Annotated in this window: 23 protein-coding genes and 1 tRNA gene; 16 read left to right on the forward strand and 8 right to left on the reverse strand. The window is 66.2% G+C overall.

Going from position 1 to position 25,297, the window contains the following annotated elements:
• The first annotated feature begins 29 nt into the window (after positions 1 to 29).
• Positions 30 to 917: an oxidoreductase gene (locus tag CH306_RS07270; RefSeq protein WP_094646137.1), complete on the forward strand. Its 888-nt coding sequence runs from the start codon at positions 30 to 32 to the stop codon at positions 915 to 917.
• 74 nt (positions 918 to 991) lie between these two features.
• On the opposite strand, the gene CH306_RS29010 is transcribed toward CH306_RS07270, so the two are convergent.
• Complete coding sequence (locus CH306_RS29010) at positions 992 to 2,023, reverse strand: GGDEF domain-containing protein (protein ID WP_179272823.1); 1,032 nt, start codon at positions 2,021 to 2,023, stop codon at positions 992 to 994.
• A gap of 537 nt (positions 2,024 to 2,560) precedes the next feature.
• Between CH306_RS29010 and CH306_RS28785 the strand changes: the two genes are divergently transcribed.
• Both CH306_RS28785 and CH306_RS07280 read left to right on the forward strand, forming a co-directional pair.
• Positions 2,561 to 2,935: a hypothetical protein gene (locus tag CH306_RS28785; protein WP_143544362.1), complete on the forward strand. Its 375-nt coding sequence runs from the start codon at positions 2,561 to 2,563 to the stop codon at positions 2,933 to 2,935.
• 87 nt (positions 2,936 to 3,022) lie between these two features.
• On the forward strand, positions 3,023 to 3,907 hold the full coding sequence (locus CH306_RS07280) for a pirin family protein (RefSeq protein ID WP_094646139.1): 885 nt from the start codon (positions 3,023 to 3,025) through the stop codon (positions 3,905 to 3,907).
• A gap of 9 nt (positions 3,908 to 3,916) precedes the next feature.
• Here CH306_RS07280 and CH306_RS07285 read toward each other — a convergent pair whose 3' ends face one another.
• The 4 genes from CH306_RS07285 to CH306_RS07300 form a co-directional block, all read right to left on the reverse strand.
• Entirely contained in the window at positions 3,917 to 4,930 is a 1,014-nt protein-coding gene (locus CH306_RS07285) for a hemolysin family protein (RefSeq protein WP_094646140.1), read from the reverse strand.
• Positions 4,927 to 6,330, reverse strand: coding sequence for a hemolysin family protein (locus tag CH306_RS07290; protein ID WP_094646423.1), 1,404 nt, complete (start codon positions 6,328 to 6,330; stop codon positions 4,927 to 4,929). The genes CH306_RS07285 and CH306_RS07290 overlap by 4 nt, the downstream gene beginning before the upstream one ends.
• A gap of 192 nt (positions 6,331 to 6,522) precedes the next feature.
• Positions 6,523 to 7,092: a ribonuclease H family protein gene (locus CH306_RS07295; protein WP_094646141.1), complete on the reverse strand. Its 570-nt coding sequence runs from the start codon at positions 7,090 to 7,092 to the stop codon at positions 6,523 to 6,525.
• A gap of 102 nt (positions 7,093 to 7,194) precedes the next feature.
• The gene (locus tag CH306_RS07300; RefSeq protein WP_256981078.1) at positions 7,195 to 8,535 is read right to left on the reverse strand and encodes an MFS transporter; all 1,341 of its coding nucleotides are present in this window, start codon (positions 8,533 to 8,535) and stop codon (positions 7,195 to 7,197) included.
• Positions 8,536 to 8,564: 29 nt separating this feature from the next.
• Between CH306_RS07300 and CH306_RS07305 the strand changes: the two genes are divergently transcribed.
• The 5 genes from CH306_RS07305 to CH306_RS07325 all read left to right on the forward strand — a co-directional run bounded on the left by CH306_RS07305 (position 8,565) and on the right by CH306_RS07325 (position 13,138).
• Entirely contained in the window at positions 8,565 to 9,497 is a 933-nt protein-coding gene (locus CH306_RS07305; protein WP_094629156.1) for a DNA-3-methyladenine glycosylase family protein, read from the forward strand.
• A 51-nt stretch (positions 9,498 to 9,548) separates the two neighbouring features.
• Positions 9,549 to 10,493 (forward strand): aldo/keto reductase, encoded by a 945-nt coding sequence (locus CH306_RS07310; protein ID WP_094629155.1) that lies wholly within the window; start codon positions 9,549 to 9,551, stop codon positions 10,491 to 10,493.
• 61 nt (positions 10,494 to 10,554) lie between these two features.
• The gene (locus CH306_RS07315; protein WP_032396799.1) at positions 10,555 to 11,814 is read left to right on the forward strand and encodes a multidrug effflux MFS transporter; all 1,260 of its coding nucleotides are present in this window, start codon (positions 10,555 to 10,557) and stop codon (positions 11,812 to 11,814) included.
• A 36-nt stretch (positions 11,815 to 11,850) separates the two neighbouring features.
• The gene (locus tag CH306_RS07320; RefSeq protein WP_045197506.1) at positions 11,851 to 12,375 is read left to right on the forward strand and encodes a DUF309 domain-containing protein; all 525 of its coding nucleotides are present in this window, start codon (positions 11,851 to 11,853) and stop codon (positions 12,373 to 12,375) included.
• 55 nt (positions 12,376 to 12,430) lie between these two features.
• A complete protein-coding gene (locus CH306_RS07325; RefSeq protein ID WP_094646142.1) occupies positions 12,431 to 13,138 on the forward strand; it encodes a hypothetical protein in 708 nt (235 codons plus the stop codon).
• On the opposite strand, the gene CH306_RS07330 is transcribed toward CH306_RS07325, so the two are convergent.
• Positions 13,116 to 13,880, reverse strand: a complete 765-nt coding sequence (locus tag CH306_RS07330) for a deoxyribonuclease IV (RefSeq protein WP_045200588.1) — start codon at positions 13,878 to 13,880, stop codon at positions 13,116 to 13,118. The two genes, CH306_RS07325 and CH306_RS07330, sit on opposite strands and share 23 nt — an antisense overlap.
• A gap of 75 nt (positions 13,881 to 13,955) precedes the next feature.
• Here CH306_RS07330 and CH306_RS07335 point away from each other — a divergent pair, with 75 nt between their 5' ends.
• The 5 genes from CH306_RS07335 (at position 13,956) to CH306_RS07355 (ending at position 21,657) form a co-directional block, all read left to right on the forward strand.
• Entirely contained in the window at positions 13,956 to 14,690 is a 735-nt protein-coding gene (locus CH306_RS07335; protein ID WP_094646143.1) for an ABC transporter ATP-binding protein, read from the forward strand.
• A gap of 53 nt (positions 14,691 to 14,743) precedes the next feature.
• Complete coding sequence (locus CH306_RS07340) at positions 14,744 to 17,266, forward strand: ABC transporter permease (protein ID WP_032396801.1); 2,523 nt, start codon at positions 14,744 to 14,746, stop codon at positions 17,264 to 17,266.
• Positions 17,267 to 17,449: 183 nt separating this feature from the next.
• On the forward strand, positions 17,450 to 20,008 hold the full coding sequence (locus CH306_RS07345) for an alpha/beta fold hydrolase (protein ID WP_094646144.1): 2,559 nt from the start codon (positions 17,450 to 17,452) through the stop codon (positions 20,006 to 20,008).
• Positions 20,009 to 20,107: 99 nt separating this feature from the next.
• Positions 20,108 to 21,022, forward strand: coding sequence for an alpha/beta fold hydrolase (locus CH306_RS07350; protein ID WP_256981079.1), 915 nt, complete (start codon positions 20,108 to 20,110; stop codon positions 21,020 to 21,022).
• The gene (locus CH306_RS07355) at positions 21,019 to 21,657 is read left to right on the forward strand and encodes an LON peptidase substrate-binding domain-containing protein (protein WP_032396804.1); all 639 of its coding nucleotides are present in this window, start codon (positions 21,019 to 21,021) and stop codon (positions 21,655 to 21,657) included. Before CH306_RS07350 ends, CH306_RS07355 begins: the two co-directional genes overlap by 4 nt.
• An 84-nt stretch (positions 21,658 to 21,741) precedes the next feature.
• Here the strand turns inward: CH306_RS07355 and CH306_RS07360 are convergent.
• Positions 21,742 to 21,815, reverse strand: a tRNA-Met gene (locus CH306_RS07360).
• Positions 21,816 to 21,892: 77 nt separating this feature from the next.
• On the opposite strand from CH306_RS07360, the gene CH306_RS07365 reads away from it, so the two are divergent.
• Positions 21,893 to 22,672 carry an enoyl-CoA hydratase/isomerase family protein gene (locus CH306_RS07365; RefSeq protein ID WP_179272822.1) on the forward strand — a complete coding sequence of 260 codons (780 nt, stop codon included), beginning with the start codon at positions 21,893 to 21,895 and terminating at the stop codon, positions 22,670 to 22,672.
• Here CH306_RS07365 and CH306_RS07370 read toward each other — a convergent pair.
• On the reverse strand, positions 22,655 to 23,272 hold the full coding sequence (locus CH306_RS07370) for a DUF998 domain-containing protein (RefSeq protein ID WP_179272821.1): 618 nt from the start codon (positions 23,270 to 23,272) through the stop codon (positions 22,655 to 22,657). The two genes, CH306_RS07365 and CH306_RS07370, sit on opposite strands and share 18 nt — an antisense overlap.
• A 104-nt stretch (positions 23,273 to 23,376) precedes the next feature.
• Between CH306_RS07370 and CH306_RS07375 the strand changes: the two genes are divergently transcribed.
• Together CH306_RS07375 and CH306_RS07380 are read left to right on the forward strand one after the other, a co-directional pair.
• Positions 23,377 to 23,940 carry a TetR/AcrR family transcriptional regulator gene (locus tag CH306_RS07375; RefSeq protein ID WP_176459200.1) on the forward strand — a complete coding sequence of 188 codons (564 nt, stop codon included), beginning with the start codon at positions 23,377 to 23,379 and terminating at the stop codon, positions 23,938 to 23,940.
• Positions 23,937 to 25,292: an ABC1 kinase family protein gene (locus CH306_RS07380; protein WP_032396806.1), complete on the forward strand. Its 1,356-nt coding sequence runs from the start codon at positions 23,937 to 23,939 to the stop codon at positions 25,290 to 25,292. Before CH306_RS07375 ends, CH306_RS07380 begins: the two co-directional genes overlap by 4 nt.
• Positions 25,293 to 25,297 lie beyond the last annotated feature (5 nt).

Here is a 25,297-nt window from a genome sequence, read left to right on the forward strand (position 1 = left end):
AGTCTAAAACAGACCGGTAACCTGGCGGCGTGCCCGAAAACAAGCAGAGACGCGTTGTCATCACCGGTGCGAACACCGGTATCGGCTACTACACCGCCCTGGAGTTGGCGAAGCGCGGCGACCACGTAACGCTCGCGTGCCGCAACAAGGACAAGGCCGATGCCGCCGCGGCCAAAATTTCGGCGGAGGCACCCCGCGGAACCGTCGACACCGCCACCCTGAACCTCGCGGACCTGGCCTCGGTGCGTGAATACGCCGCGTCGGCACCGGAGTCGATCGACGCGCTGATCAACAATGCGGGCGTGATGATGCCGTCAATGCGGACCGAGACGGCGGACGGCTTCGAGCTCCAGCTCGGCACCAATCACCTAGGCCACTTCGCCTTGACCGGCCTGCTGTTCCCCAAGCTCGCTGCGGACGCGAAGATCACCACGATCGCATCCGTCGCACACCGGCAGGGACCCAAGCTCGATTTCGACAATCTTCAGCTCGAGCGTGGGTACAACCCTCAGCGTGGATACGCCAATTCCAAGCTTGCGAACATCCTGTTCGCTCTGGAACTCCAGCGCCGGATCGACAAGGCCAGACTGAAGATCACCAGCAATGCCGCGCACCCCGGAATCTCGGCCACCGAGCTGTACTCGAGCCCCGACGGGCTGGGCAGCAACAAGATCCTGTCCACCCTCGCTCCGATCGGACTGAAGATCTTCTCGCAATCCGCCAGTGCCGGAGCACGTCCCACGCTCTACGCCGTCGACGTTGCGGGTGGCGGCACGTACAGCGGCCCCAAATCCCTGTTCGAGACGCGCGGCAAGCCGGGCCCGGCGAGCATGACCAAGACCGCACAGGACCCGGCTCTTGCCGCGAAGCTGTGGGACGCCAGCGAGAAATTGACGGGAGTCGGCTACCCGTTCTGACGGGGAACCGTCACCGGGCGGGCGCGGGCAGAGGAAGTCCGCGCTCGCTCATGACAGTACGAGCGAATTGAGCTCTACATCGTCTCGAGCATCGTCCGATTTCCACCGTCCGCTTTCGCTCGGTACATGAGAGAGTCCGCCGCGCGCGTCGCGTCGTTGACCACATCGACCCCTGATGACCATGCCTCCGAATCAGGAGCGATCACGACAGCGCCGGCACTGACCGTGACCGGTATCGGATCCGAGCAGTCCGTCAGCGTGCCGCTCACGTCGAGCACCAGGTCACACAATTGTTCTGCCTCGCCGACGAGGACGGCCACGAACTCCTCGCCCCCGGTTCTCGCCACCACCCCCACCTTCCCGAGGTGGGCGCGGAGTCGGTCGGCAACGAGGACGATGACGGCATCGCCCTGGTCGTGTCCATAGCGGTCGTTGACGCTCTTGAACCGATCGATATCGACCAGAACGAGAACGAAAGCCAACTGCTCGCGGTGGGCGACCATGCGCAGATCTTCGATGGCATTCTGCAATCCGCGTCTGTTCTTCATTCGGGTCAGCGGATCGATCTCGGACTGCCGCGCATCCTCGCACACCAACGACCAGGCGATCTGGGCGAAGATCGGGACACCCGACGTCGCCCCTGCGGCCACCAGCACGGCGGCGATCGCATCCCACGGACCCCACAAGCCCTGCACATATGCGGCCGCCCCGATGTAGACGATCACCAGATTGGCGAACACCAGGTGCGCGACGAGCAGTCTCGGACCGAGGAAGAAGGTGCACATCGACCCGGTCAGCGCGAAGAGGAACGTGCCGATCAGCGCCGACGTGGGGACATCGAGAAGAATCACCGACGCAAGACCGACGTCGCCGAATACCAGGAAAGCCACCAGCTGCCACTTGCGGTCCGGTAGCGGCCCGACCAGCAACCACAGGATCGCGGCGAACTGCAGAACCAGGATGAAGATCACGTAGGCAACCGGACCCGATCCGGTCGGCCCGTTCGGTGAGGCCAGCATCAACATCGACACGGCGGCGTACAGAGCCACACAGCTCGCGAACACGACTCGGATCAGTCGGTGCAGCGGACGAGTCGACTTGTGCACGAAAATCCAGTCGAAATCGTGCGGGGCAGCGAACCAGTGGCGAAGAACCTGAGCCGCACTGGGCTGAGGTCCGAGCGGCGGAGCGGTGATACTCGAGATCGACCTCGGCGGCGAGGGCGTGCTCGACCGTTTGCGGTGGCGACTACGCGCCTGCCCGTGCGCCCGCGTCGAACGTGGTTGTACCGACGCATTCGATCGCTCGCCGTGCCGCGATGCGGGCGATCGAAAGTCTTCGTACATGAGGCTCCCTCGAGAAACGACCTGCCCAGGTCCGAAAGCGTACCGATCACCGGTTCGACTCGCCGGAAATCTTCCGATCCGGTCTCGGGCGGCGGATCGGGTCGAGCCGAGGGCATCCATCACGATGTGGACGTCTTCCCACACACAAAAAGGGAGACACCCACTACTGACGGCGGTCGGGGGCGACAGCAGTAGCGGGTGTCTCATTGAGCATTCGCAGCCCCTCTCGAGGTGGATGGGTGCCGGATGAGGAATTTTTTCGAAGTTTTTCCACGACCCGAGGAATAGCCTGTGACCATGCCTTTCACCGCAGCGAATCACTACGACTTCACCGGCGACGACATCACCGGGACCGTCGATGCCCATCGATCCGCAGGCGTCTGGGCGGCGCAGCTCGTTCTGAGCGGACAGACGTTCGAGTCCACCGACGTCACCCGATCGGACCTGGGTTTCGAGATTCGCACCGTCGTCGACAATCTTTCGGACGGTAACCGGACCCACCTGCTTGTCGTATTGCCACGCGTGGCCGTCGACTCCGACGACAACCAACCCGTGACCTTCACCTCCTACGCGGTGCTCTACACGGTCCACGGTGGATCGACCGAGGTGCACGGTGCGGCCGAGTCGTACGACGTGCGGCTGCTCAGCGGAACCGCGTCCCTCGTCGGTTAGTCCGGACCGGGAACAGCCCTCGTCGCATTCGGGTTGTTCCACGTAGTCGATTCGAGCGCCAAGACTTTCGTGCCATCAGGAGCAGACGTGATCGAAATTCTCACCCCACGCGAGGTTCCTCTCGGCGGCCCGCGCGCCCTGAAGGTTCGGCGCACGCTCCCGCAGCGGCAGCGTTCACTGATCGGCGCGTGGTGCTTCGCGGACCACTACGGCCCCGACACCTCGTCGATGGACGTGCCACCCCATCCACACACCGGACTCCAGACCGTGAGCTGGTTGTTCTCCGGCGAGATCGAACACCGCGACAGCGTCGGATCACATGCCATGGTGCGGCCGGGTGAGCTGAATCTGATGACGGCCGGCTACGGCATCAGTCACTCCGAGACCTCCACCCCGGAGACCGAGATTCTGCACGGCATGCAGCTGTGGGTTGCCCTGCCGGCTCGATCGCGCTTCACCGCGCCGACTTTCGAGCACCACGTGCCACCGACCCACACGAGCCAGGGGCTGACCGCACGAGTGTTCCTCGGCTCGCTGCTCGGTGAGACCTCACCGGTGGCGACGTTCACCCCGCTCCTCGGAGCCGAGCTCGTGCTCGACGCCGGAGCCCGCGTCACCCTCGACGTCGACTCGACGTTCGAGCACGGCGTCATCGTCGATCAGGGCACCGTGACGATGGACGAGACCGTCCTTGCAGCAGCCGAATTGGGTTACCGCGAACCGGGCAGTTCGACGCTCGATCTCCACAACCCGACCCGAGAGCAGGTGCGACTGCTGCTGCTCGGTGGACCGCCGTTCGGCGAGCAGATCGTCATGTGGTGGAACTTCGTCGGCCGCAGCCACGAGGACGTCGTCGAGTACCGGGCCGCCTACGAGCGCGAGAGCGAGCAGTTCGGCACCGTCGAGGGGTATCCGGGATCTCGACTGCACGCGCCACCTCTGCCCAACAGCCGGATGCAACCTCGCGGCTGAATCACATTGCTATGCAGCAGGAGCCGTGGGTAGTACCCGCTTGATGACGTCGGTGAGCGTGACGATGCCGAGGAACCGTCCACCGGTCTCCACGACCGCCAGCTGCACGCTGCGGTTGCGCATCTGCCGTAGCAACTCGTACACCGGTGTCGATCCGTCGACCGTGTAGGCCTCCCGCGCGTAGTCGGCCGCCGGCTCCCCGACGTCGGCCAGCAACGTGTCTCTCACATGGACGACGCCGGGCGTCGCGCCGGAGCTGTCGGTGAGCAGTACCCGAAGGTGACCGGAACGCAGCGCGGCCGCCTGCACATCGGAGACGGTGGCACCGTGCGGCACCGAGGTCGCCTCGGAGTCGGGCACCGTGATCGTCTCGACGGTCAGTGTCTCGAGTTCGATCACCCGGGTGATCTGGGTTTGCAGTTCCGGTTCCAGTACACCGACCTGCGACGAGTACTCGACGAGATTGCGGATGGTCTCGGCGTCGCGTCCGCCGACCGCGGCGCTCTCCACCGGCTCCACTCCCGACCGTTCGACGAGCTTGTTGGCGATCTTGTTGACCCACACCAGGAACAGCCGGAAGGGGCGGATGAACGCCCGAGACGGTAGCCCGATGATGGTGGCAGCGAGTTCGGGATGCGCGATGGCCCAGGACTTGGGGGCCATCTCACCGATCACCAGATGCAGGAACGTGACGAGCAACAGCGACAGCGCGAACGCGGCGGTTCCGGCCAACCAACCCGGCACACCCCACGAGGTGAACACCGGCCCCAGCCAGGAATCGACGGCGGGCTTGGTGACGGCACCGAGAGCGAAGGTGCAGGCAGTGATGCCCAGCTGCGCGCCCGCCAACATGATCGTCAACTCGTTCATTCCGCGCAGCGCCGCCCGCACCGATCGGCTCGTTCCGGCTTTCTCCTCCAGTCGGTGCCTTCGGGCACCGAGCAGAGCGAACTCGATGACGACGAAGAACGCACTCAGCGCGATGAGCGCGACCGTCACGGCGACGACGACCCATGCGTTCATCGGTCCGCCTCCTCGTCCGACTCCTGCGAATCCTCGCTGCCGTCCGGCGAATTCTCGTGGAGTCTGATTCTCAGCTCACTCGGCACGTGCCGATCGACCTCGAGCACCTCCACCTCCAAAGACGGACGCGGCGGCACCTCTTCCATGAGGTCGGCCCCGAACACCGCGAGGTCGATCCGCACCGTGTCTCCGACCTCGGGCAGATTTCCGCCCTCTGCGATGAGCAGGCCGGCAAGTGTCTCGTAATCGCCTCGCGGCAACAGCATGTCGCGACCGATGGTGCGTTCGACCTCGTCGACGTGGACGTCGCCGTCCATGAGCCACACTCCGTCTTTCCGAACCTCCACGCCGACGATGTCCTCGTCGTGCTCGTCGGTGATCTCGCCGACCAGCTCCTCGGCGAGATCCTCGATGGTCAGCACACCGGCGAATCCGCCGTATTCATCGATCACGCATGCCAATTCGTTCTTCGTGCTCGACAACAGCTCCAAGGCATCCTCGAGCGGCATCAGCTCCGGCACGATCAGCGGTGCTCGCATGATCTCGGTGACCGAACGGCTGTCGTCGGGGGCAGCGGCCAACACCTCGGCCAGCTGCACCACACCGATCGGCTCGTCACGGTCGCCGATCACCGGGTAGCGCGTGTGCGCACGCACCATCCGCGCCCGCATCTCGCCGATGGCGGTGGCGGGGGTGACTGCGTCCACCCGACTACGCGGGATCATGGCGTGCTCGACGTCGCGTTCCGGAAAGTCCAGGATGCGGTCGAGCAGCAACGACAGATCCTCGGTGAGATCCCCGCTGGCCCGGGAATCGTCGATGATGCTCTCGAGATCCTTGGCGGTGGCACTGCTGTCCACGTCGTGCACCGGTTCGACGCGCAGTAGACGCAGCATCGCGTTGGAGGACTTGTCGAAGAAGGTGATCAGCCAACCGAACGCGGCCAGGTAGATCAGCGTCGACCGGGCGAGGCGTCGGGACAGCGGATCGGGGTTCGCGATCGCGAGATTCTTCGGATAGAGCTCGCCGAAGATCATCTGCACGACGGTCGCGAGCACGAGAGCGCCCACCGTGCCGATCGAAATTCCCACCGCGATGGGAACTCCGGCGCTGCTCAGCAGCTCGCCCAGCGATTCGCCGATGAACGGCTCGGCCACGTAGCCGACCATCAGACCGGTGACCGTGATGCCCAGCTGCGCGCCCGACAGCATGAACGAGGTGCGCTTGGTGACCTTCAGTGCCCGCTCGGCCGACGCGTCGCCCTTCTCGGCTCCGGTACGCAGCGTCGCCCGGTCGACGGACATGTAAGCGAACTCCTGAGCCACGAAGTATCCGTTGGCCGCGATGATCGCGGCGGTGAGTACGAAGCCGAGGAGCAACGACAGTAGCGCGGTGATCACCATGCGATCACTCGAAATCGGACGGCCGAAGCAGTGACCTCTGATGGAGCAGCGGCCACGGACGGCCTAGGGGGATCTATGCAGTGCACAGTGCTCTCGACGCCTCCGGTATCGGACAATCCCGAAATGAGTGGAATGTCGCGATCCTACCGAGTGCCGGGGGAGGATTCCGACGTCCAGGCGAACGAGCGATCAGAACAGAGTGGGAACCGCGTCGTCGGACGTCGACGTCTCACGCGCAGCCGGGGCCTGGACCGGAGACGAGGGAACTGCATCCGCCGGGTCCGGTGTCGATTTGTCGGTCGCGTTCTTGGCCGGCGCTGTCGGACCGCCTGCGGCCACGGCGCGTGCCGCCTCCCCTGCCAAGGCGTCGGCTGCTTCGTTGAAGTGATTGCCGACGTGTCCGCGGACCCACCGGAACCGGACCGGACCTTCGCGTTCGGTGATGGCTCGCTCGATGCTCTGCACGAGCTCGAGGTTGCGTACCGGGGAACCGCCCGCAGTTTTCCAGCCCTTGCGCTTCCAGCCTGCGAGCCACTCGGACGCGCACTTGATGGCGTACTGCGAATCGGATTCGATCAACAGCGGCTCGGGGCCGGGGTGCGCCAGCACCGCCTCCAGCAGGGCCCTGAGCTCGGCGACCTGGTTGGTGCCCGAGGGCTCACCGCCGGAGTTGCTCGGCCCCGTGTGGTTGACCCACGCCCACCCGATTGCTCCGCCGGGGTTACGCAGACACGAGCCGTCCGTACTCACGATGATCACGGTCTCAGACCCTACGTCGGGGCACCGACAAAGCCCGGGTGACTCGCGCACGAACGCCGCGGGACTTGCCCGATGGGTCCGAGGCACGACCGACCCCGCGTATCAGGGCACGCGGGCGACCCTCGATTTCCTACCGTCCACGGTGAGCAACACGAACGCCAGTCCTGCCAACACGGCGATCACGGCCGAGAACAGTACCCCCGCCGCCACCAGCCCCCACTCGCTCGCCGCAGCTCCCGCGCCGATGACCGGGACCGAAATGGCGACGTAGAGCACCACGAAGAACGTCGACGTCACTTCTGCTCGACGGTGCGGCGGAAGTTCCGCGTCGACGGCCGACATGCCGTTGCTGAACGTCACACCCTGCCCCACTCCGCACAGCACAGCCGCAACGATCAGCACCGTCAGCGATGCCACCAGCAACGACACTGCCAGGCACACCAATCCGAGCATCAGGACCACGCAACCCCACCGCTGCGCCGACGTCGGGTCGGCCTTGCGCACGGTGATCTGCGCGGTCGCCGATGCGGCGAAGACTGCGAACACCACGGCACCCGTCACCGCGTGGTTGTCGATCTGCAGCACGCCGGCGATGAATCCCGGTGAGACCGCGGTGAACAGTCCGAGTACCGCGAACCCGGCGAAGCCACCGATCGAGGCGCGCAGAAACGTGCCGCGGACATCCGCCGGTACGGACAAGCGCTGCATGTGCGGCCGGGCACCGCGTGCGACCCTGACGGTCTCGGGCGCGAGGAACACCGCCACCGCTGCCACGACGAGCAGGACGATATCGACGAAGAACGTCAGGCGCAGCGGTTGGGGAAGGTACTCGGCCAACAGTCCCGCAACCAACGGGCCGAGGCCGAGTCCGCCGATGTTGGCCGCGGTGGCGATGGCCGGGGCTCGGTCGCGCCACTTGTCCGGTACCAGTTCGATCAAGGTCACCGTCGCGGTGCCCACGAAGATTCCTGCCGATATTCCGGACAGCAGGCGCCCGATCACCAGGGCCGTCAACGACTCGGCGAACACGAACACCACGGCGCTGACCAGTCCGAAAGCGATGGCGGCCAACAGCATCGGCCGACGCCCGAGCGAATCGGACCAGCGGCCGAAGGCCAGCAGGGCACCGAGTACACCGACCGCGTACGCCGCGAACACCAGGGTGACGACGAAGACGGAGAAGCCGAACTCGATCTCGTACAGCGCATAGAGCGGCGTCGGCATCGTCGTGCCCATCATCGCCACGACGAACGCGTAGGCAACTCCGACGAACGCGGCTGCGCGCGATCGAGTCACGAAGAACCTCCTGATGGTGTCGATGGAACCGGACGCGGCGAGGGAGTCCGTGCGGTGATCCCGCGTTCCGCGGGGCACTATGTATCTTGCCGTCGGTACTGCGATCGTGCCGATCGACGCCCCGCCGAGGACCCATTCGGGCCACACGGCCACGACCCTTCGGAGGTGAAGAACCGATGCCCGACGACGCCGGTTCCGACGGGGTGGTCCGACTCGTCACCTCCGAACAGCGGATCGACGTTCGGATGTCGGTGTCGCCGCTGCGTCGAGGCCGAGGTGATCCCACGTACGAGTCGACGCCGGACGGCGGGATCTGGCGCACGTCGCGCATGAGCTCCGGTCCGGTGACGTACCGCCTGACCCAGACCTCGCCGACGAGTGCCCAGGTTCGAGCGTGGGGCCCCGGTGCACCCGACCTGTTGGACGCGGCACCCGCGCTCCTCGGAGTGGACGACGATGCCTCCACGTTCGCACCCGAGCACCCGATTCTCCAGGAAGCCCACCGGCGGCTGCCGCACCTGCGACTGGGTAGAACGGGGCTGGTGCTCGAGGCCCTGATCCCGGCGATCATCGAGCAACGAGTACACGGACTTTCGGCCTTCGGGTCGTGGCGTTACCTGGTGACCAAGTTCGGCGAGAAGGCACCGGGTCCGACGCCGAAGCCGATGTTCGTCTTCCCGACACCCGACGTGTGGCGCCGTATCCCGTCGTGGGAGTACCACCGCGCCAACGTCGACCCGGCCCGGTCCAAGACCGTCGTCCGCGTTGCCTGCGCGGCCGGTCGTCTGGAGGAGGCGTCGGGAATGACACCCGAGGACGCTGCGCGCAGGCTGCGGGCCATCCCGGGCGTCGGCGTCTGGACGGCGGCCGAGACCGCGCAACGCGCCCTCGGGGATCCCGACGCATTGTCGGTGGGCGACTATCACTTGGCGTCGGTGGTGGGCTGGTCGCTGTTGGGTAGGCCGATCGACGACGCGGAGATGGTCGAGTATCTCCGACCCCTGGCACCGCACAGGCATCGCGCGATTCGGCTGCTGTATCTGAGCGGCAAGGCCACCAAGCCCAAGTTCGGTCCTCGCACCGCGCTGGTGGATCACACGTGGCACTGAGCCTTCGCTGCTCGTACAGTCGAGTTGTTCGCCAACGTAAGGGGTTTGTCTGTGGTTGCCATCGGTAGTTCCGATCTGGAGATCTTTCCGCTCGCACTGGGCGGGAACACGTTCGGCTGGACCAGCGACGAGGCCGAGTCGTTCGAGATCCTCGACGCGTTCACCGCAGGCGGAGGCAACTTCGTCGACACCGCAGATTCGTACTCGGCATTCGCCGACGGCAACTCCGGCGGTGAGTCCGAAACGATCATCGGCAAGTGGACCGGAGCCCGCGGAAACCGGGACGATGTCGTCATCGCCACCAAGGTCAGCCAACATCCCGAGTTCCGCGGACTGGCCCCGGAGAACATCCGTGCCGCCGCAGACGCGTCGCTGGCTCGGCTGCAGACCGACCGAATCGACGTCTACTACGCGCACTACGACGACGAGAAGACTCCGCTGGTCGAGTCCCTCGCCGCGTTCGACGCATTGGTCCGGGCAGGCAAGGTGCGGTACGTGGCCATCTCGAACTACACCCCGGCGCGGGTGCGTGAATGGCTCGACCTCGCCCGAGACAACGGTTTCTCGGCACCGATCGCACTGCAGCCGCACTACAACCTGGTCGCCCGCCGTGACTACGAAGGCGAGCTGCAGAATCTGGCCGTCGAGAACGATCTCGGCGTGTTTCCCTACTTCTCCCTCGCCGCCGGATTCCTCACCGGTAAGTACCGCACCCGAGAGGACCTGGCCGGCAAGCAACGCGAACGTCTGACCACGGGGTACTTCTCGGACGCCGGTCTCGACGTGGTGCAAGGCCTACGTGAGATCGCCGACTCACGTTCGGCGGAGATTTCGAGCGTGGCCCTCGCGTGGCTGCTCGCGCGACCGGGCGTCACCGCCCCGATCGCCAGCGCGAGCAAGATCTCCCAGCTACCGGCTCTGCTCGACGCACCCGCATTGGCTCTGACCAGCCAGGAAGTGGAGAAGCTGACCGTACTGTCCGACGCCGTGGCATAGGACACGAAAGTTGTAGTCAGCAACCGGGAACAGAACGAGTACCCCGGTTGCTGAACGTCGGGTGGCCCAAGCACCGAACACGACAGCAGCCGAGACACCCGTAGCACCAGCGACGAACACCTCTCCCGAGCCGACGTCGAAGGAACGCCTGCGGGTGATCCTGGTTCTCGGCGCACTCATCGCGCTCGGTCCGCTGACCATCGACATGTATCTGCCGGCTCTTCCGGCCATCGCCGACGACCTGAACACCCCGTCGTCGGCGGTGCAGCTCACCCTCGCAGGCACGTTGATCGGCCTCGCCCTCGGACAGCTCGTCATCGGGCCGCTCTCGGACATCGTCGGCCGACGACTACCGCTCATCGTCGGTACCGGAGTGCACATCCTGGCCTCCGTCGCCTGCATCGTGGCTCCCAACATCGCCGTTCTCGGTGGCCTACGCGTGGTGCAGGGTCTCGGTGCCGCCGCCGCTGCAGTGGTCGCGATGGCCATCGTGCGAGACCTGTTCAGCGGCCGCGCGGCCGCAACCGTGCTGTCCCGGCTGATGCTCGTCATGGGCGTCGCACCCGTGCTGGCGCCCTCGCTCGGCGGTGCCGTGCTGCTGGTGGGATCGTGGCGTCTCGTGTTCGCCGCGCTGGCAATCATGGGTGTCGCCCTGATGACACTGGCGATCGTGTCGCTACGCGAGACGCTGCCGCCCGAGCGCCGTCGCGCGAGCGGAGTCATGCCGGTGTTGCGCACCTACCGCTCTCTGCTGCGCGACGCACAGTTCGTGGTGCTCGTTCTCGTCGCGGCCCTCGCGATGTCCTCGTTGTTCGCATACATCGCCGGTTCGTCGTTCGTTCTGCAGGAGGAATTCGGCCTCGACGAGCAGCAGTTCGCCATCGTCTTCGCCGCCGGTGCGATCTCGCTCATCGGTGCATCTCAGCTCAACGTCCTCCTGCTCGGACGCTTCGCTCCGGTGCAGATCGTGCTGGCCGCACTGTCGTTCGCCGTGCTCGCGGGCGGCGTCATGGCCGTGCTGGCGATCGCCGAGATCGGTGGGATGGCCGGCTTCGTGATTCCGCTGTGGTTCGTGCTCGGTGCCGTCGGATTCGTCATGCCCAACGCACCTGCGCTCGCGCTGTCCAGGCACGGTGAGGCCGCAGGCGGTGCCGCTGCCCTTCTCGGAGCAGCTCAGTTCGGGCTCGGTGCCATCGTCGCGCCGATCGTCGGTGCCCTCGGAAACGACGCCGTTGCCGTGTCCACCACGATGGTCGCGACCTCTGCCGCCGCACTGGCAGCTCTGGGTGTCATCACCGCACGCACGTCGTCGCGACTGTGAGCTCGGTGCGGGCCACCACCCGCTAGGGTTTCCGCCATGGCCGAACGTGAACGTGATGCGCACGGTAAGCCCCTGAACGCCAGGCCTCGGGACGGTCTCGGGCGGCCCCTCGCTCGCGGCGGCAACGGAACCCCACGCGTGCCCGACGACCTCCGGCTTCCGCCCGCCGCCGCACTCGTCGAAGCCCAGAGATTCCTCGACGCGAACATGCCGTTCCATGCGCACGAGGTACTGGAAGGCACGTGGAAGAGCTGCTCGCCCGACGAGCGTCCGTTGTGGCAGGGCCTGGCCCAACTCGCCGTCGGTTTGACCCATCTGATGCGTGGCAACCGCGTCGGTGCCGGTTCGCTGCTCCGGCAAGGACACGACCGGCTCATCGGTTTCGAGGCCGACCCTCCGCATCGTGTCGATGTCGCCGGTCTGCTGACCTGGTCCGAGGGCCTGCTCGGCGAGCTCGAGACCGGAAGGTTACCGGCCTCTCCCGGCATTCCGGCGCTGCGCACCACCGACCGAACCGATCCCGACGGGGGCGTCCTGGCGTCCGATTCCGGCTCGAGCTAACCTGAGCAAGGTTAGGTAAGGCTAGGACAATCCGATCGGAAGTGGGGTCGCCGACATGAGCGTGTTCGGACCGCTGAGACTCGTGCACCGCGAGACGATCAGCCCGGCCCAGCTCGGACGCACTCTCTGCACCGAGGTAGCCGAACAGGTCCCGTACTGGGTCGCCGTCCTGACCCCGGCGGAGCGACCGTTGCTCACCGAACAGTTCACGAAATTCGAGCAGACGTCGATGACGTTCGCACTGCCCGACGGTCCGCATCACCGCCGCGTTCTGCTGCTGGCCGCCCTGGGCTCGGCCGTATCCACGTGGCAGAGAAACAACCGTCGCGGCTCCTCGGCCGGCGCGTTGGTCGACCTCGATCTCGATCGCACCGGTGCCGTTCACCCGGTCCGACTCCCCGCGGTCCACACCGACGCCCTCACCGTGCCCTCCCACGCCGAACACCTTCTCGACGATGTCGCGAGGCGGCTCGCCTCGGTGCCGAACGCCGGCCGCGACTATGCGCTGACCCGCAACTATCCCGCGCTGGCCTGCCGCGCGGGAGCTCAGATCATCGTCCGTGACTCTGCCCTGGCCGAGCCCAGCCGCGACCACGCCATCGACATCGGAATCACAGTGACCGACATAGGCATTGCCCTGGCACGAATCACCTGGGCGCACGGCCTGCAGGGAGCCGACGAGCTGATCCGGTTGTGGTCGGACACCGCTCGCCAGCTGGCGACGACGACGACGCCCGCCGCTACAGGCTCTTCAGCAGCCTGACGTCGTCTTCGATCCCCTCGGGCGGAGTCTCGAGGATCACCGGCGCGTCGGCCGCCAGCGCGACGGCCGTCAGGATCTCGGCGTCGATCGTTCCGGTGCCGAGATTCGCGTGCCGGTCTCGCGCCGAATCGAACTCGTCGCGTGAATTGTTCAGATGCACCAGATCGATTCGTCCGGTGATGGCCTTGATTCGGTCGACCACGTCGACCAGATCCTCGCCCCCGGCCCACGCATGGCAGGTGTCCAGACAGAATCCGGCACCGAATTCACCGATCGCGTCCCACAACCGGGCGATGTCGTCGAAGTGGCGTGCCATCGCGGAGTCTCCGCCCGCGGTGTTCTCGACGAAGATCGGCACGGCGAAGCCACCCTGCTCCGCCTGGCGCTCGAACAGCTTGCGCCAGTTGTCGATTCCCTTCGCGGTGTCCTCGCCCTCACGAACGTGGCCGCCGTGGACGACCAGACCGATGGCCCCGATCTCGGCCGCGGCAGCAGCCTGCTCGACGACGGCCTTGCGCGAGGGAATGCGGATCCGATTGTTCAAACTCGCCACGTTGAGCACGTAGGACGAGTGCACCACCACGTCGACGTCGCCGGTCAACAGCGCCTCGCCCTGCGGGTGCGGGGAAAGTTTGTTCCACTTCTGCGGATCGGTGAGGAACATCTGGACGAGGTCGACGCCGAGCGCCTCGGCGGTACCGAGAGGGTCGCTGCTGTCGCGGACGTGGGCTCCGATGCGCATGACGCCCATCATAGGGGTGGTGTTCAGGGTCTCCCCTGATAGCGACGGGCGCGGAACGCTGGAACACTGGCACGCATGAGCGACATTGCCGCACGTGCGGTCGACGTATCGAAGGTTTACGGATCCGGGGACACCCAGGTTCACGCACTGTCGGGGGTGAGCGTCGACTTCGCGCGTGGCGAATTCACCGCCATCATGGGACCGTCGGGTTCGGGCAAGTCGACGCTGATGCACTGCCTGGCCGGATTGGACAACGCATCCTCGGGCACGGTGACCATCGGCGACACCGAGTTGACGGCACTCTCCGACAAGGAGATGACCGGATTGCGCAGGGACCGAATCGGATTCGTGTTCCAGGCGTTCAATCTGGTGCCGACACTGACCGCGCTGGAGAACATCACGTTGCCGCTCGACATCGCGGGCCGCGTAGCGGACCAGGCCTGGCTCGACACCGTGGTCGACAAATTGGGCCTGCGCGACCGCCTCGATCACCGTCCCAGCGAACTCTCGGGCGGGCAGCAGCAGCGAGTGGCGTGCGCGCGTGCGCTGGCGGGCAGGCCCGACATCGTGTTCGGCGACGAGCCGACCGGTAACCTGGATTCTCGCTCGTCCGGCGAGGTGCTGTCGATTCTGCGCACTGCCGCAGACGAATTCGACCAGACCGTCGTCATCGTCACGCACGATCCACGCGCGGCCAGCTACGCCGACCGCGTCGTGTTCCTCGCCGACGGTGCGGTCATCGATCAGCTGAACTCGCCCACGGCCGACGCCGTACTCGAACGGATGAAGAAGCTGGAGACGGTCCGATAATGGCGCATTCCGTTTCCAACAAACCTCCTCGACAAAAGCCGTCGGGCAATCCCATGCGCAAGGTGTCGTTGAGAAACCTTGCAGCACACAAGGTTCGGTTGGCGTTGACCGTGCTGTCCGTCGTGCTCGGCACGGCGTTCGTCGCGGGTTCGTTCGTCTTCACCGACACCCTCCAGCGCACCTTCTCCTCGCTGTTCGCCGACACCGCACAGGGCGCGGACGTTCGAGTGAGCCCCGAGGACGCGCGCTCTTCCGGCGTGCCGAACGAGGACATCGCAGCAATCTCGGCGTTGCCGAACGTGCGCGCCGTGTCCCCGTACGTCGGCGGACAGTTGGTACTGCTGGGCTCGGACGGTGCCGCCGTCCAGTCCGGCGGCGCACCGACCATCGGTGAGTCGTACCTCCCGGACGACCAACGACTCGGCGATCCGACCACCTTCGTCGACGGTTCGGCTCCCACCGCTCCTGGTCAGATCGCCATCAATGCCGGTGGCGCCGAGCGCGCAGGCCTGAAAGTGGGTGACGCAACCCAGGTCCTCGTGCCGTCCAAGGGCATCACCGACGTCACCGTCAGCGGAATCTATTCCACGGCAACCGAATCCGGCGGCTACATCGGAATCCAGTTCGTGCAGAGCCAGGCGAACGAGCTGTTCACCGACGGCGCTCACGTGCAGTACATCGACGTCGCGGGCAACGATCTCGCCGCACAGGGATTGGGTCAGAGCGATCTTCGCGACGAGATCGCCGCGGCATTTCCCGATCTGAAGGTCCAGACCGCCGCGGACGTACAGGCCGAGACTCAGGCCGAGGTCGAGTCCGCGCTGTCGTTCATCAACTACTTCCTGCTCGCCTTCGGCGGGATCGCCCTGCTGGTCGGCACCTTCATCATCTACAACACGTTCTCGATGATCGTCGCGCAACGCGTCCGCGAACTGGCACTGCTGCGCGCCATCGGAGCCAGCCGCGGACAGGTCAGCCGGTCGGTCGTCCTCGAAGCCCTCGTCGTGGGCGTCATCGGCAGCGTCCTGGGCTTCGTCGGCGGAGTCGGGCTCGCCTACGGCCTACGAGCACTGCTGAACGCCTTCGACCTGGGCCTGCCGTCGGGACCGCTGGCACTGGAGCCGCGCACCGTTGTCGTCGCCTTCGCCGTCGGAATCCTCGTCACCGTGCTGAGCGCGTACGCACCGGCCCGACGAGCGGCCAAGATTCCGCCGGTCGCCGCGATGCGAGAGGAGTTCGCCTCTGCGGGCGACACCCTGCGCACCCGGACGTTCGTGGGCGTCGGCCTGGGAATCGCAGGCGCAGCCGCACTGATCATCGGCGCGCAGTCGACCGGCGGGGCTGCCGCTGCCACGGTCGGCGCGGGAGCCGTCGCGCTGATCGTCGCCACCGCACTGGCCGCACCGTCGCTGTCACGGCCGGTGGTCGGCGCGCTGGGTGCCGTCATCACCCGTCCGTTCGGCGCGATCGGACGCTTGGCCAGGACCAACTCGGTACGCAACCCGCGACGCACCGCGGCCACCGCCTTCGCCCTGATGCTCGGACTCATGCTCGTCACCGTCATCGGCGTGCTCGGATCCACCGCCAAGGCCAGTGTCGACTCACTCGTGGACACCGGCGTCGAGGCGGACTACATCCTGTCCGGTCCGCAGTCGATCGGTGTTCCGACCGGTGCAACGACTGCAGCACAGCAGGTGACCGGCGTGGACCGCACAGCGGTACTGCACCCGGTATTCGTCACCATCGCCGGCCAGGAGGAGTACGGCGCCGCCATCGACGGCTCACCCGAGGGACTGCTCGAGCTGTCGATGGTTCAGGGCACTGCAGACCTCGACAGCGAGGGATTCTCGGTGTCGGAGACCGAAGCGGCGACGCGCGGGTGGACGGTCGGAACCGAGGTCACCTTCGACACCGTGGACGGGGCGTCGGTCCCGGTGACCGTCACCGGCGTGTTCACCGACAATCCGCTCATCGGGAGTTGGATCGTCTCGGGCGACATCTACCAGGAGGTGACGCCGTCCATCACCCGGTCCGACATCCTGGTTCTGGTCAAGGCCACGCCCGGAACAGACCTGGACACGCTGCGGTCCGACCTCGAGGCCGCGACCAAGCCGTTCGTCGTCGTCCAGGTCCAGGACGTGGAGGAGTTCAAGGGTAGCCAGGGTCAACAGATCGACACCCTGCTCGCCGTTCTGTACGGATTGCTGGCACTGGCCGTCGTGATCGCCGTGCTCGGCATCGTCAACACGCTGGCCCTGTCGGTCGTCGAGCGGCGTCGGGAGATCGGCATGCTGCGCGCGATAGGCATGCAGCGGCCTCAGGTACGACGCATCATCTATCTCGAGTCGCTGCTCATCGCACTGTTCGGCGCGATCGTGGGCGTCGTCCTCGGCATCGCGTTCGGGTGGGGATTCGTGCAGACTCTCCGCGACGAGGGCCTGGGCACCATGACCGTGCCGTGGGGCCAGGTGGTGGCGATGCTGCTCGGATCCGCTGTCGTCGGTGTGTTGGCCGCGCTGTGGCCCGCCGTTCGAGCAGCACGCACGAAGCCTCTCGAGGCCATCGCGGACCTGTAGGGGCGTACCCGAAACCGACCGGACATTCCGCAACGTCACCCGATTGTTGTGGAATGTCCGGTTTTCCGCTTGCGTAAAAAGGCTGTTCACGTCTACCTTTGGAGCGGTAAAACAGTCTCGGAGCCGGTTTAGAGGTATCAAACCGACTTCGCAATCACGGGTCGGGCTCGTGCAAGGAGAATCATGTCTATTCAGGACATCGATGCGCCGACCCGACTGTCGCTGGCCCCGCTGTGTCGGCCGGAACGTCGCGACACCCTGATGGCCCGCTACCGCGAGGTGGCCCACGCTCTGCCGCACGCAATCGCACTCGACGTCGACGGCACCTCGCTCACCTTCGACGAGCTCCTGCATCGCGCCTACTCGTCGGCACGGAAGATCGCCACGCTCTTTCCCACCGATTCTCGGCCGCTCGCCGTGGAGACCGACGCGACGACGCATTCGATCGAGTTGATGCTCGCCGTCGTCGCAGCGGGCCATCCCCTGGTTCCACTGGACCCCATGCTTCCCGCCGAGCGTCGCGCCACGATCATCGACCAGGCCGGCGCGACAGCGTTGGACCCCGCCACCGTCGCCGCAGCCATCGACTCCTGTGTTCCACTGCCGACGCTGTCGGGCGACCACACTGCGGTGATCAATTACACCTCGGGATCCACCGGCACCGCCAAGGGTGTGATCCTCAGCCACCGCATGTGTCTGACCAAGGCATACGAGGTCGCCACCGCGTTGGCACTGAGCCCACACGACCGCGTCGGAAACTCCCTTCCGGTCAGCTTCGGTGCCGGCTTGAACACCCTGTTCGCGGGGTTGCTCAGCGGTGCCGCCGTGTACTGCCGCGACCCCAGGTCCGGTGTCCCCAGCAGCACCGTCGAGTGGGCAGCCGAGCATTCCCTGACCACGCTGCATTGCTCGTCGTCGCTGCTGCGCGCAGTCTCCGGAGCCGATCACGGACCCATCGGGCGCGGGGCCGTGTCCACGCTGCGGGTGGTCGTCACGTACGGGGAATCCCTGCACTCCGACGATGCCGACGGCTTTCGGCGGCGATTCGACAGCCGCGCAACGGTGGTCAACTGGTACGCGACCACCGAAGCCGGTGCCGTCGCGTACAGCGAATACCCGCCCGAACGAGCGCTGCCGTCGGGCTTTCTCCCTGCAGGCAGACCCATCACGGGCAAGCTCGTCGAAGTCGTGACCTCCGACGGTTCCACGTGTGCACCGGACGTGATCGGCGAAGTACGGGTGACGGCGAGCTGCCTGGCCGACGGCTACCTCGGCGGCGCCGGTCTGGACTCCCAACGATTCACCGCCCTCGGCGACGGACTGTTCCGGTATCGCACCGGCGATCTGGGCCGACTCGACGACCACGGGACGCTGCACCTGGCCGGACGCATCGACGACGCGGTCAAGGTGCGCGGATACCTGGTGGAGCCGGCCGAGGTCGAGGCAGCACTGCGCGCCATGCCGGAGATCGGCGACGCAGCGGTGATCGGTCGGACCTCCGGCACCGACACCGACCTGGTCGCCTACGTGTGCTCGGCTCGTTCCGGTCGGCGACCCTCCGTGGGCGAGATTCGAGCGTCGCTGCGCCGGACGCTGCCGGAATGGATGGTCCCCACCCACATCGTCGCGCTCGACGCGATGCCGCGAAACGAGCGCGGCAAGCTCGACCGAAGTGCACTGCCCGAGCCCGCCGATCGACGCGTCGAGCGCACGGCGGTCGGCCCGACCGAGTACATCGTGGCCGAGGCCGCGCGCACCGCGATCGGGCTGGACACCATCGGCCGGGACGAGGATTTCCTGGCGCTGGGCGGCAACTCGCTGACCACAACGGCGATGCTGGCTCACCTTCGTGAGAGCCTGAAGATCGATCTGACGCCGGAGGACGTATTCACGGCGACCACCGTTCGAGCATTGGCCGTGACAGTCGATGCTCGCCTGGAGGAAGCAGCGACTGCGCGTCGGCGTACAACCGGCGAACACGATGTCCTCGTGCCGCTGCGCACCGAGGGCAGCAAGGCACCGATCTTCCTGATCGGCGGTGCAGGCGTCGGTGCGATGGCCTTTCTCAACCTCGTCAAGCACATCGACGAGGACCGCCCGGTGTATGCGCTGCAGGCGCACGGCCGAGGCAAGCGCGGACGCCCGGACCGAACGATTCGGCGAACCGCGAAGCGCTACGTCGACGCTGTTCGTACGGTCCAGCCCGAGGGCCCGTTCCATCTGGTCGGTCACTCGCTCGGCGGCTGGATCGCCATCGCGATGGCGGAGGAGATCCGAGACTCCGGCCTCGGCTCCCCGCACCTGCTGCTTCTCGACACGCGGCTGTTCCGGCATCTGCTGGACAGGTTGCCCGGTGGTACCGAGGTTCCGGCTGCGCCGCCTGCTCGTACGCGAGAAGAAGCAGGCTTCCACCTCGGTCGCATCGGCACCGCCGCCCTCTGGGTGCGGATGCGGTTCGCCGGGCTGCTGCGGTACCCGACGACAATGGAATGGTTGGTCTTCGCAAGCATCGGGTACGTGGCGTTGAACAAGCACGTGCCGACACCGTGGTCGGGTTCGATGACCGTGGTTCGCACAGCGGAGAACGTGAAGGATCTCAGGTCGTGGCAGGCGGTCGGCCGTGGTGAGCTGAGTTTCGTCGACATCCCCGGAGATCACGTCGACATGTTGCGCGAACCGATGGCCGAACACTTGGCCGAGACGATCGCGAACACCTTCGACGAGGCGGGGCTCGCGCGCTGACCGAGGGTCTGTCGCAGTGTCGGCTCAGCTTGTACGTTTGTGCCAGCGGCTCGCCGAGCCACGCGACGATCCGGGAATCACACGACGAGGAGGTCGACCATGAGTTCATCGTACGAATTGCAGTCGGTAGAACTACACAAGGACGTCCTGCGATACGTGGACATGGGCGACGGCCCTCCCGTGATTCTGGTGCACGGCCTGCTCGGATCGCATCAGTCCTGGGGCACGCAGCTCGAACGTCTGTCGCGGAAGTATCGGGTCGTCGCGCCCGACCTGTTCGGCCACGGTGAATCCGACAAGCCCACCGGCGACTACTCGCTGAGTTCGCACTCGGCCACCATTCGCGACCTCATGGATCACCTGAACATCGACTCGGCCCCGATGGTCGGTCACTCGCTCGGCGGCGGCATCGTCATGCAGCTGACGTACCTCTTCCCCGAGCGGGTCGATCGCCTGGCGCTGGTCAGCAGCGGCGGCCTCGGCCCGGAAGTGAGTCTGCTCCTCAAGGCCGCGACGCTGCCCGGCAGTGAGCTGGTACTGCCACTGCTCGCATCGGACTGGTTCCGCAGGAACACCGAGGGCGCGCTTGCCCAGCTGGGCAAATGGGGTCTGCCGGTCAAGCCGGGTCCCAGCATGGCCGAGACCTGGCGGTCGTTCCGGTCCGTGGCCGACCGCTCCACCCGCGGCGCATTTCTGGCGTCGACGCGTGCCGTGGTCGGCCCGCGTGGTCAGACCGTCAGCGCCAAGCAACATTTCGAGAAGTTCGAGTCGATTCCGTCGCTGCTCGTCTGGGGCGGCAAGGACCGGATGATTCCCGCCAAGCACGCCGACAACATTCGACGCGAGGTCCCGAACAGTCGCGTCGAGATCTTTCCCGACGCCGGCCACTTTCCCCAGCTCGACGAGCCGGACTTCTTCTTCCGACTGCTCGACGAATTCCTGGACTCCAACCGGACCGAGAAGAGCGCAGCCGAGGCGATCGCCCCGGCGGCTGTTCCGTTGCAGCACCCGTGAGCGTGACCCCGATGTTCCCGCTCGGCAGCGTGCTGCTCCCCGGCGAACGTCTGCCACTGCACATCTTCGAGCCGCGCTACCAGGCTCTGGTGCACGACTGCCTGAAGCAAGAAGATCCGAGCTTCGGTGTGGTGCTCATCGCGCGTGGGCACGAGGCCGGCGGCGGCGACGTACGGCACGACGTGGCGACGACCGCACACATCATCGGGCACGAGTCCATCGGCAACGGCCGATATCTGCTCGAGTGCGTCGGCGGTGAACGGATCAGGATCGACGCCTGGCTGCCGGACGATCCGTACCCACTGGCCGACGTCCGAGCGTGGCCGGACGAGGACACCGACGCGGTGATCGCCGACACCGAATTCGACGCCACCTGGGCGCGGGTCGAAGATCTCTACGAGCTGATCGGTCGACTCGAATCGGCGGAAAGCGTTGTCACACCCGGTGTTCCGGACTTCCTGGGCCTGCCCATCTCGGCCGCCGAGAAGATCTGGTCGCTGGCAGCACTGATTCCGATGGGTCAATCCGATCGACTGGACATCCTGTCTGCGCCGGACGCCCGAGCACGCATGACCGCTCTCGACGACGCCATCGAGAATGTGACCGCTGTCGTGCAGTTCAGACTGCAGCCCTGATCGACGAACCCGTCGGCACCACAGACGAGGGCACCACAGACGAGTCAGGCCCGACATCATCGATGTCGGGCCTGACTCGTGTAGTAGCGGGGACAGGATTTGAACCTGCGACCTCTGGGTTATGAGCCCAGCGAGCTACCGAGCTGCTCCACCCCGCGTCGGGTGTTCACCACGCTACATGCCATCTCGGCAGTCTCCCAATCGCCTGGTCAGCCGCACGCTCTACGGTTCAGGTATGCCCACCGAGCCTTCTCCTGTCCTGACCTTTCCGCACGCGGCGGTCGCCCAGATCACCTTGAGCAACCCGCCGGTGAACGCGCTGACCCGACCGGCGACGCGTCGACTGCGCGCCGTCCTCCGAGAGTTGGCCGACGATGCCGCGGTTCGGGCGGTCGTTCTCACCGGCGACCGGGTGTTCAGCGCCGGTTCGGACATCACCGAGATGCCCGAGATGCAGAACGACGGTGACGTGCTGGCCCGCAAGAGCAATCTCGAGAACGCCACCCTGGAATTGCTCGACGATCTGCCGCTGCCCACCGTCGCGGCAATCGGCGGATTTGCGTTGGGCGGCGGTCTCGAGCTGGCACTGTGCTGCGACCTCGTCGTCGCCGACGCGGGAGCTCGACTCGGACTCCCGGAGATCGACCTCGGTGTGATCCCCAGCAGCGGCGGCTCCATGCGTGCGCTGCGTCGGGTGGGTCAGGCCCGCGCCGCCGAGCTGGTGTTGCTCGGCGAGCCCGTATCGGCCGAGACTGCTCTGGAGTGGGGCCTGATCAATCGCGTCGCTCCGCGTGGACAGTCCTTGTCGATGGCCCTGGACTTGGCGCAGGCGCTGGCGCGAAAATCCCGCTCTGCTGTTCGGGCGAACAAGCAGGCCCTCGCGCTCACGTTCGGAGAGTCCCCCGGCCTACCGGCGCGACGGGCGTTGCCGGTGTTCGAGGAGGCGTTCGAGTCGGCGGACGGCAGGGAGGGTGTGCGCGCGTTCCTCGCCAAGGAGTCACCCGACTTCGGATAGGCGGCGCTTGGCCAGAACCGTTGCGCCGGTGACGATCTCCCATCCGATGATGGTGTAGACCGAAATGCGCTCGAATGTTCCGCCGCCGAGGATTCCGGTGTCGGCGAGGAACAGGGCCAGCCCCACCAGGCCTGCAACTCCTGCGGTCGCACTGCTCACGGTGTACCAACGCGGCGCGCCGACGCGGCCGCCGTATCGGCCCGCCGCCAGCAGTACCAGATTGCCGCCGACGATCGCCATGCCCGCACCCACCGCATGGGGCGTAGAGGCCCCGTCGACGGAGGCGTGAGCGAGCCCGACGACGATGCTGCCGACACCGTGCACAACGGAGGTGCCGGCCACGATCCACCGCGCGCGGCCCTCGAAGAGAACCGCCAGTCCCAGCCCCGCCAGGACGAACAACATGCCGTCGACGACGAAGCCGGTGTTCATCACCGCGTGCAGCGGCGAGATGTCCGGGATACCGAGGTCGCTGATGTTGTTGCGGGAGTAGCTGTACGGCCGATCGGTCCACCCCAGCGCGGCGACGGCCTCGGCGGCCAGATAGGTCACCCCGCCGACGAGGAACGCACCAGCGGCCAGGACGGTCGTTCTCTTCACAGCTGTACGACCCATCTCGGCTCGACCCCGATGGGTCATTTCGCAGGCTCCACTCCCGGAGCCCCGATACACCTGGCGTGTACCGATTGGTACAGTACCGGCTCATGAGCGATCGCCACAACGTGGTGCCGATACTCGCAGGGGTGTTCCGCGACCACGGATTCGACGGATCGTCCCTCGCGGTCATCAGCAAACGGACCGGCCTGGGGAAAGGCAGCCTCTACCACTACTTTCCGCGGGGAAAGCAGGAGATGGCCGAGGCCGTCCTCGACGACGTCGAACTGTGGTTCCACCACAACGTGTTCGAGCCGTTGCGACACGGCACCGATGCCGCGTCGACCACCCACGAGATGTTCGAGCAGACCGCCCGATACTTCCGGTCCAATCGACTGGTGTGCCTGTTCGGAGCGTTCACACTCGGTCTCGACCGTGCCGTGTTCTCGGGCCGCGTCGCAACGCATTTCACCCACTGGATCGACGCACTCACTCCGGTACTGAGCCGTCTGGGACACGGCGACTCGGCCGCCGAACTGGCCGAGGAGATCGTGGCCGGAATACAGGGCGCGTTGGTGCTCTCGCGCGCCTCCGACGACGCCACCCGGTTCGATCGACTGCTGGCGCGCCTGGAAGCCTCGGCGGCGCGGGTTCCTGCAGGGGTGAACGCATGACGCCCGAGCCCCTGACACCGAAGCCTGCACCCGAGCTGAGGAAGTTCGGGGTACGAGAACTGTTGCGGCTCATCGTCATCGGCTCTGTGTTGGCGTACTTCCAATTCGTCGCGATCGGCCGCTGGGTGCGCGCGCCGCGGCGCGGGTGGCCGCTGCACGCCTCGGAGGCCGTCGTCGACGCCTTCTTCGTTCTCGGTCCCACCTTCGTCAAGGTCGGGCAGTTGATGGGGTCCTCACCGGGGCTGTTTCCCAAGGTCCTCGCCGACACCTGTCTGCGCTGCCTCGACGAGGTGCCACCGTTCCCCGGGGCACAGGCGCGCGCCGTGATCGAGGCCGATCTGGGCCGCGGAATCGACGAGCTGTTCTCCTCGTTCGACGACGTGCCGCTCTCGTCCGCCTCGGTCGCTCAGGTGCATCTGTGTGTGCGCCGCGACAACGGCCGTGAAGTGGTCATGAAGGTGCAACGGCGAGGCATCTACCACCGAATGAAGATCGACCTGCGTATCGCGTACCTCATCGCCCGCGGACTCGAGAAGTTCATTCCGTTCTTCGCCACGGCCAATGCGTCGGCCATCATCGTCGACCTGCACGCTGCCACGTTCGCCGAACTCGACAGCGCCGTGGAAGCCAAGCGTCAGGACAGCTTTCGCGCGGCAATCGGCGCGTTCGGCGACAACGAGCACGTCACCGCTCCCGAGGTTTTCCTCGACTACTGCGGTGGCCGTGTCATCTGCATGGAGCGCATGCACGGTTCACCACTCGACCGCTACGAGCCGGGGGATCAGTCCGAGCTCATCGTTCGTCGCGCAGCCAAGGTCTGGATGGAAGCCCTTGTGCTGCACGGCCTGTTCCACGGCGACGTGCATGCGGGCAACGTCTGGGTTCTCGACGACGGCAGGGTGGCGTTCCTCGACTTCGGAGTCATGGGCGAGGTGGACGAGCAGTGGCGCGCGCTACTGCTCGACCTGTTCCACGCCACCGTGATCGACGGCGACTTCACCCGACTCGCCGGCACTGTCAAACGCCTGGGAATCGTTGCCCCACAGATGGGTTCGGATGCCGAAGTCGGTGCGATCCTACAGTCGGTCTTCGCTCCGATGCTCTCGGCAACCCTCGCGCACTTCAGCCTGGCGGACTTCATTCGAGCGCTGGTCGGCATGGGCAAGCAGTACAAGACGTCGAGCCCGGAGGAGTTGATCCTGGTGGCCAAGCAGCTCGGCTACTTCGAGCGGTACGCAATCGAACTCGCGCCCGACTGGGCTCTGGGAACCGATCCGTTCGTGTTCAAGAACGTCTTCCCTGCGGAGATCGCAGCCCTGGCCGAGGCAAGAGGCGTCGAGCTGCCGGAGTGAACCGG

Source organism: Rhodococcus sp. 15-725-2-2b, from assembly GCF_002259075.1.
Lineage (GTDB): Bacteria > Actinomycetota > Actinomycetes > Mycobacteriales > Mycobacteriaceae > Rhodococcoides.

Bases quoted from the DNA above. Each gene is read 5' to 3' on its own strand.
- CH306_RS07305 (WP_094629156.1), top strand. From the start codon at position 8,565: ATGCCCGACGACGCCGGTTCCGACGGGGTGGTCCGACTCGTCACCTCC.
- CH306_RS28785 (WP_143544362.1), top strand. From the start codon at position 2,561: ATGCCTTTCACCGCAGCGAATCACTACGACTTCACCGGCGACGACATC.
- CH306_RS07325 (WP_094646142.1), top strand. From the start codon at position 12,431: ATGAGCGTGTTCGGACCGCTGAGACTCGTGCACCGCGAGACGATCAGC.
- CH306_RS07350 (WP_256981079.1), top strand. From the start codon at position 20,108: ATGAGTTCATCGTACGAATTGCAGTCGGTAGAACTACACAAGGACGTC.
- CH306_RS07340 (WP_032396801.1), top strand. From the start codon at position 14,744: ATGCGCAAGGTGTCGTTGAGAAACCTTGCAGCACACAAGGTTCGGTTG.
- CH306_RS07345 (WP_094646144.1), top strand. From the start codon at position 17,450: ATGTCTATTCAGGACATCGATGCGCCGACCCGACTGTCGCTGGCCCCG.
- CH306_RS07375 (WP_176459200.1), top strand. From the start codon at position 23,377: ATGAGCGATCGCCACAACGTGGTGCCGATACTCGCAGGGGTGTTCCGC.
- CH306_RS07285 (WP_094646140.1), bottom strand. From the start codon at position 4,930: ATGAACGCATGGGTCGTCGTCGCCGTGACGGTCGCGCTCATCGCGCTG.
- CH306_RS07380 (WP_032396806.1), top strand. From the start codon at position 23,937: ATGACGCCCGAGCCCCTGACACCGAAGCCTGCACCCGAGCTGAGGAAG.
- CH306_RS07365 (WP_179272822.1), top strand. From the start codon at position 21,893: ATGCCCACCGAGCCTTCTCCTGTCCTGACCTTTCCGCACGCGGCGGTC.
- CH306_RS07330 (WP_045200588.1), bottom strand. From the start codon at position 13,880: ATGCGCATCGGAGCCCACGTCCGCGACAGCAGCGACCCTCTCGGTACC.
- CH306_RS07335 (WP_094646143.1), top strand. From the start codon at position 13,956: ATGAGCGACATTGCCGCACGTGCGGTCGACGTATCGAAGGTTTACGGA.
- CH306_RS07320 (WP_045197506.1), top strand. From the start codon at position 11,851: ATGGCCGAACGTGAACGTGATGCGCACGGTAAGCCCCTGAACGCCAGG.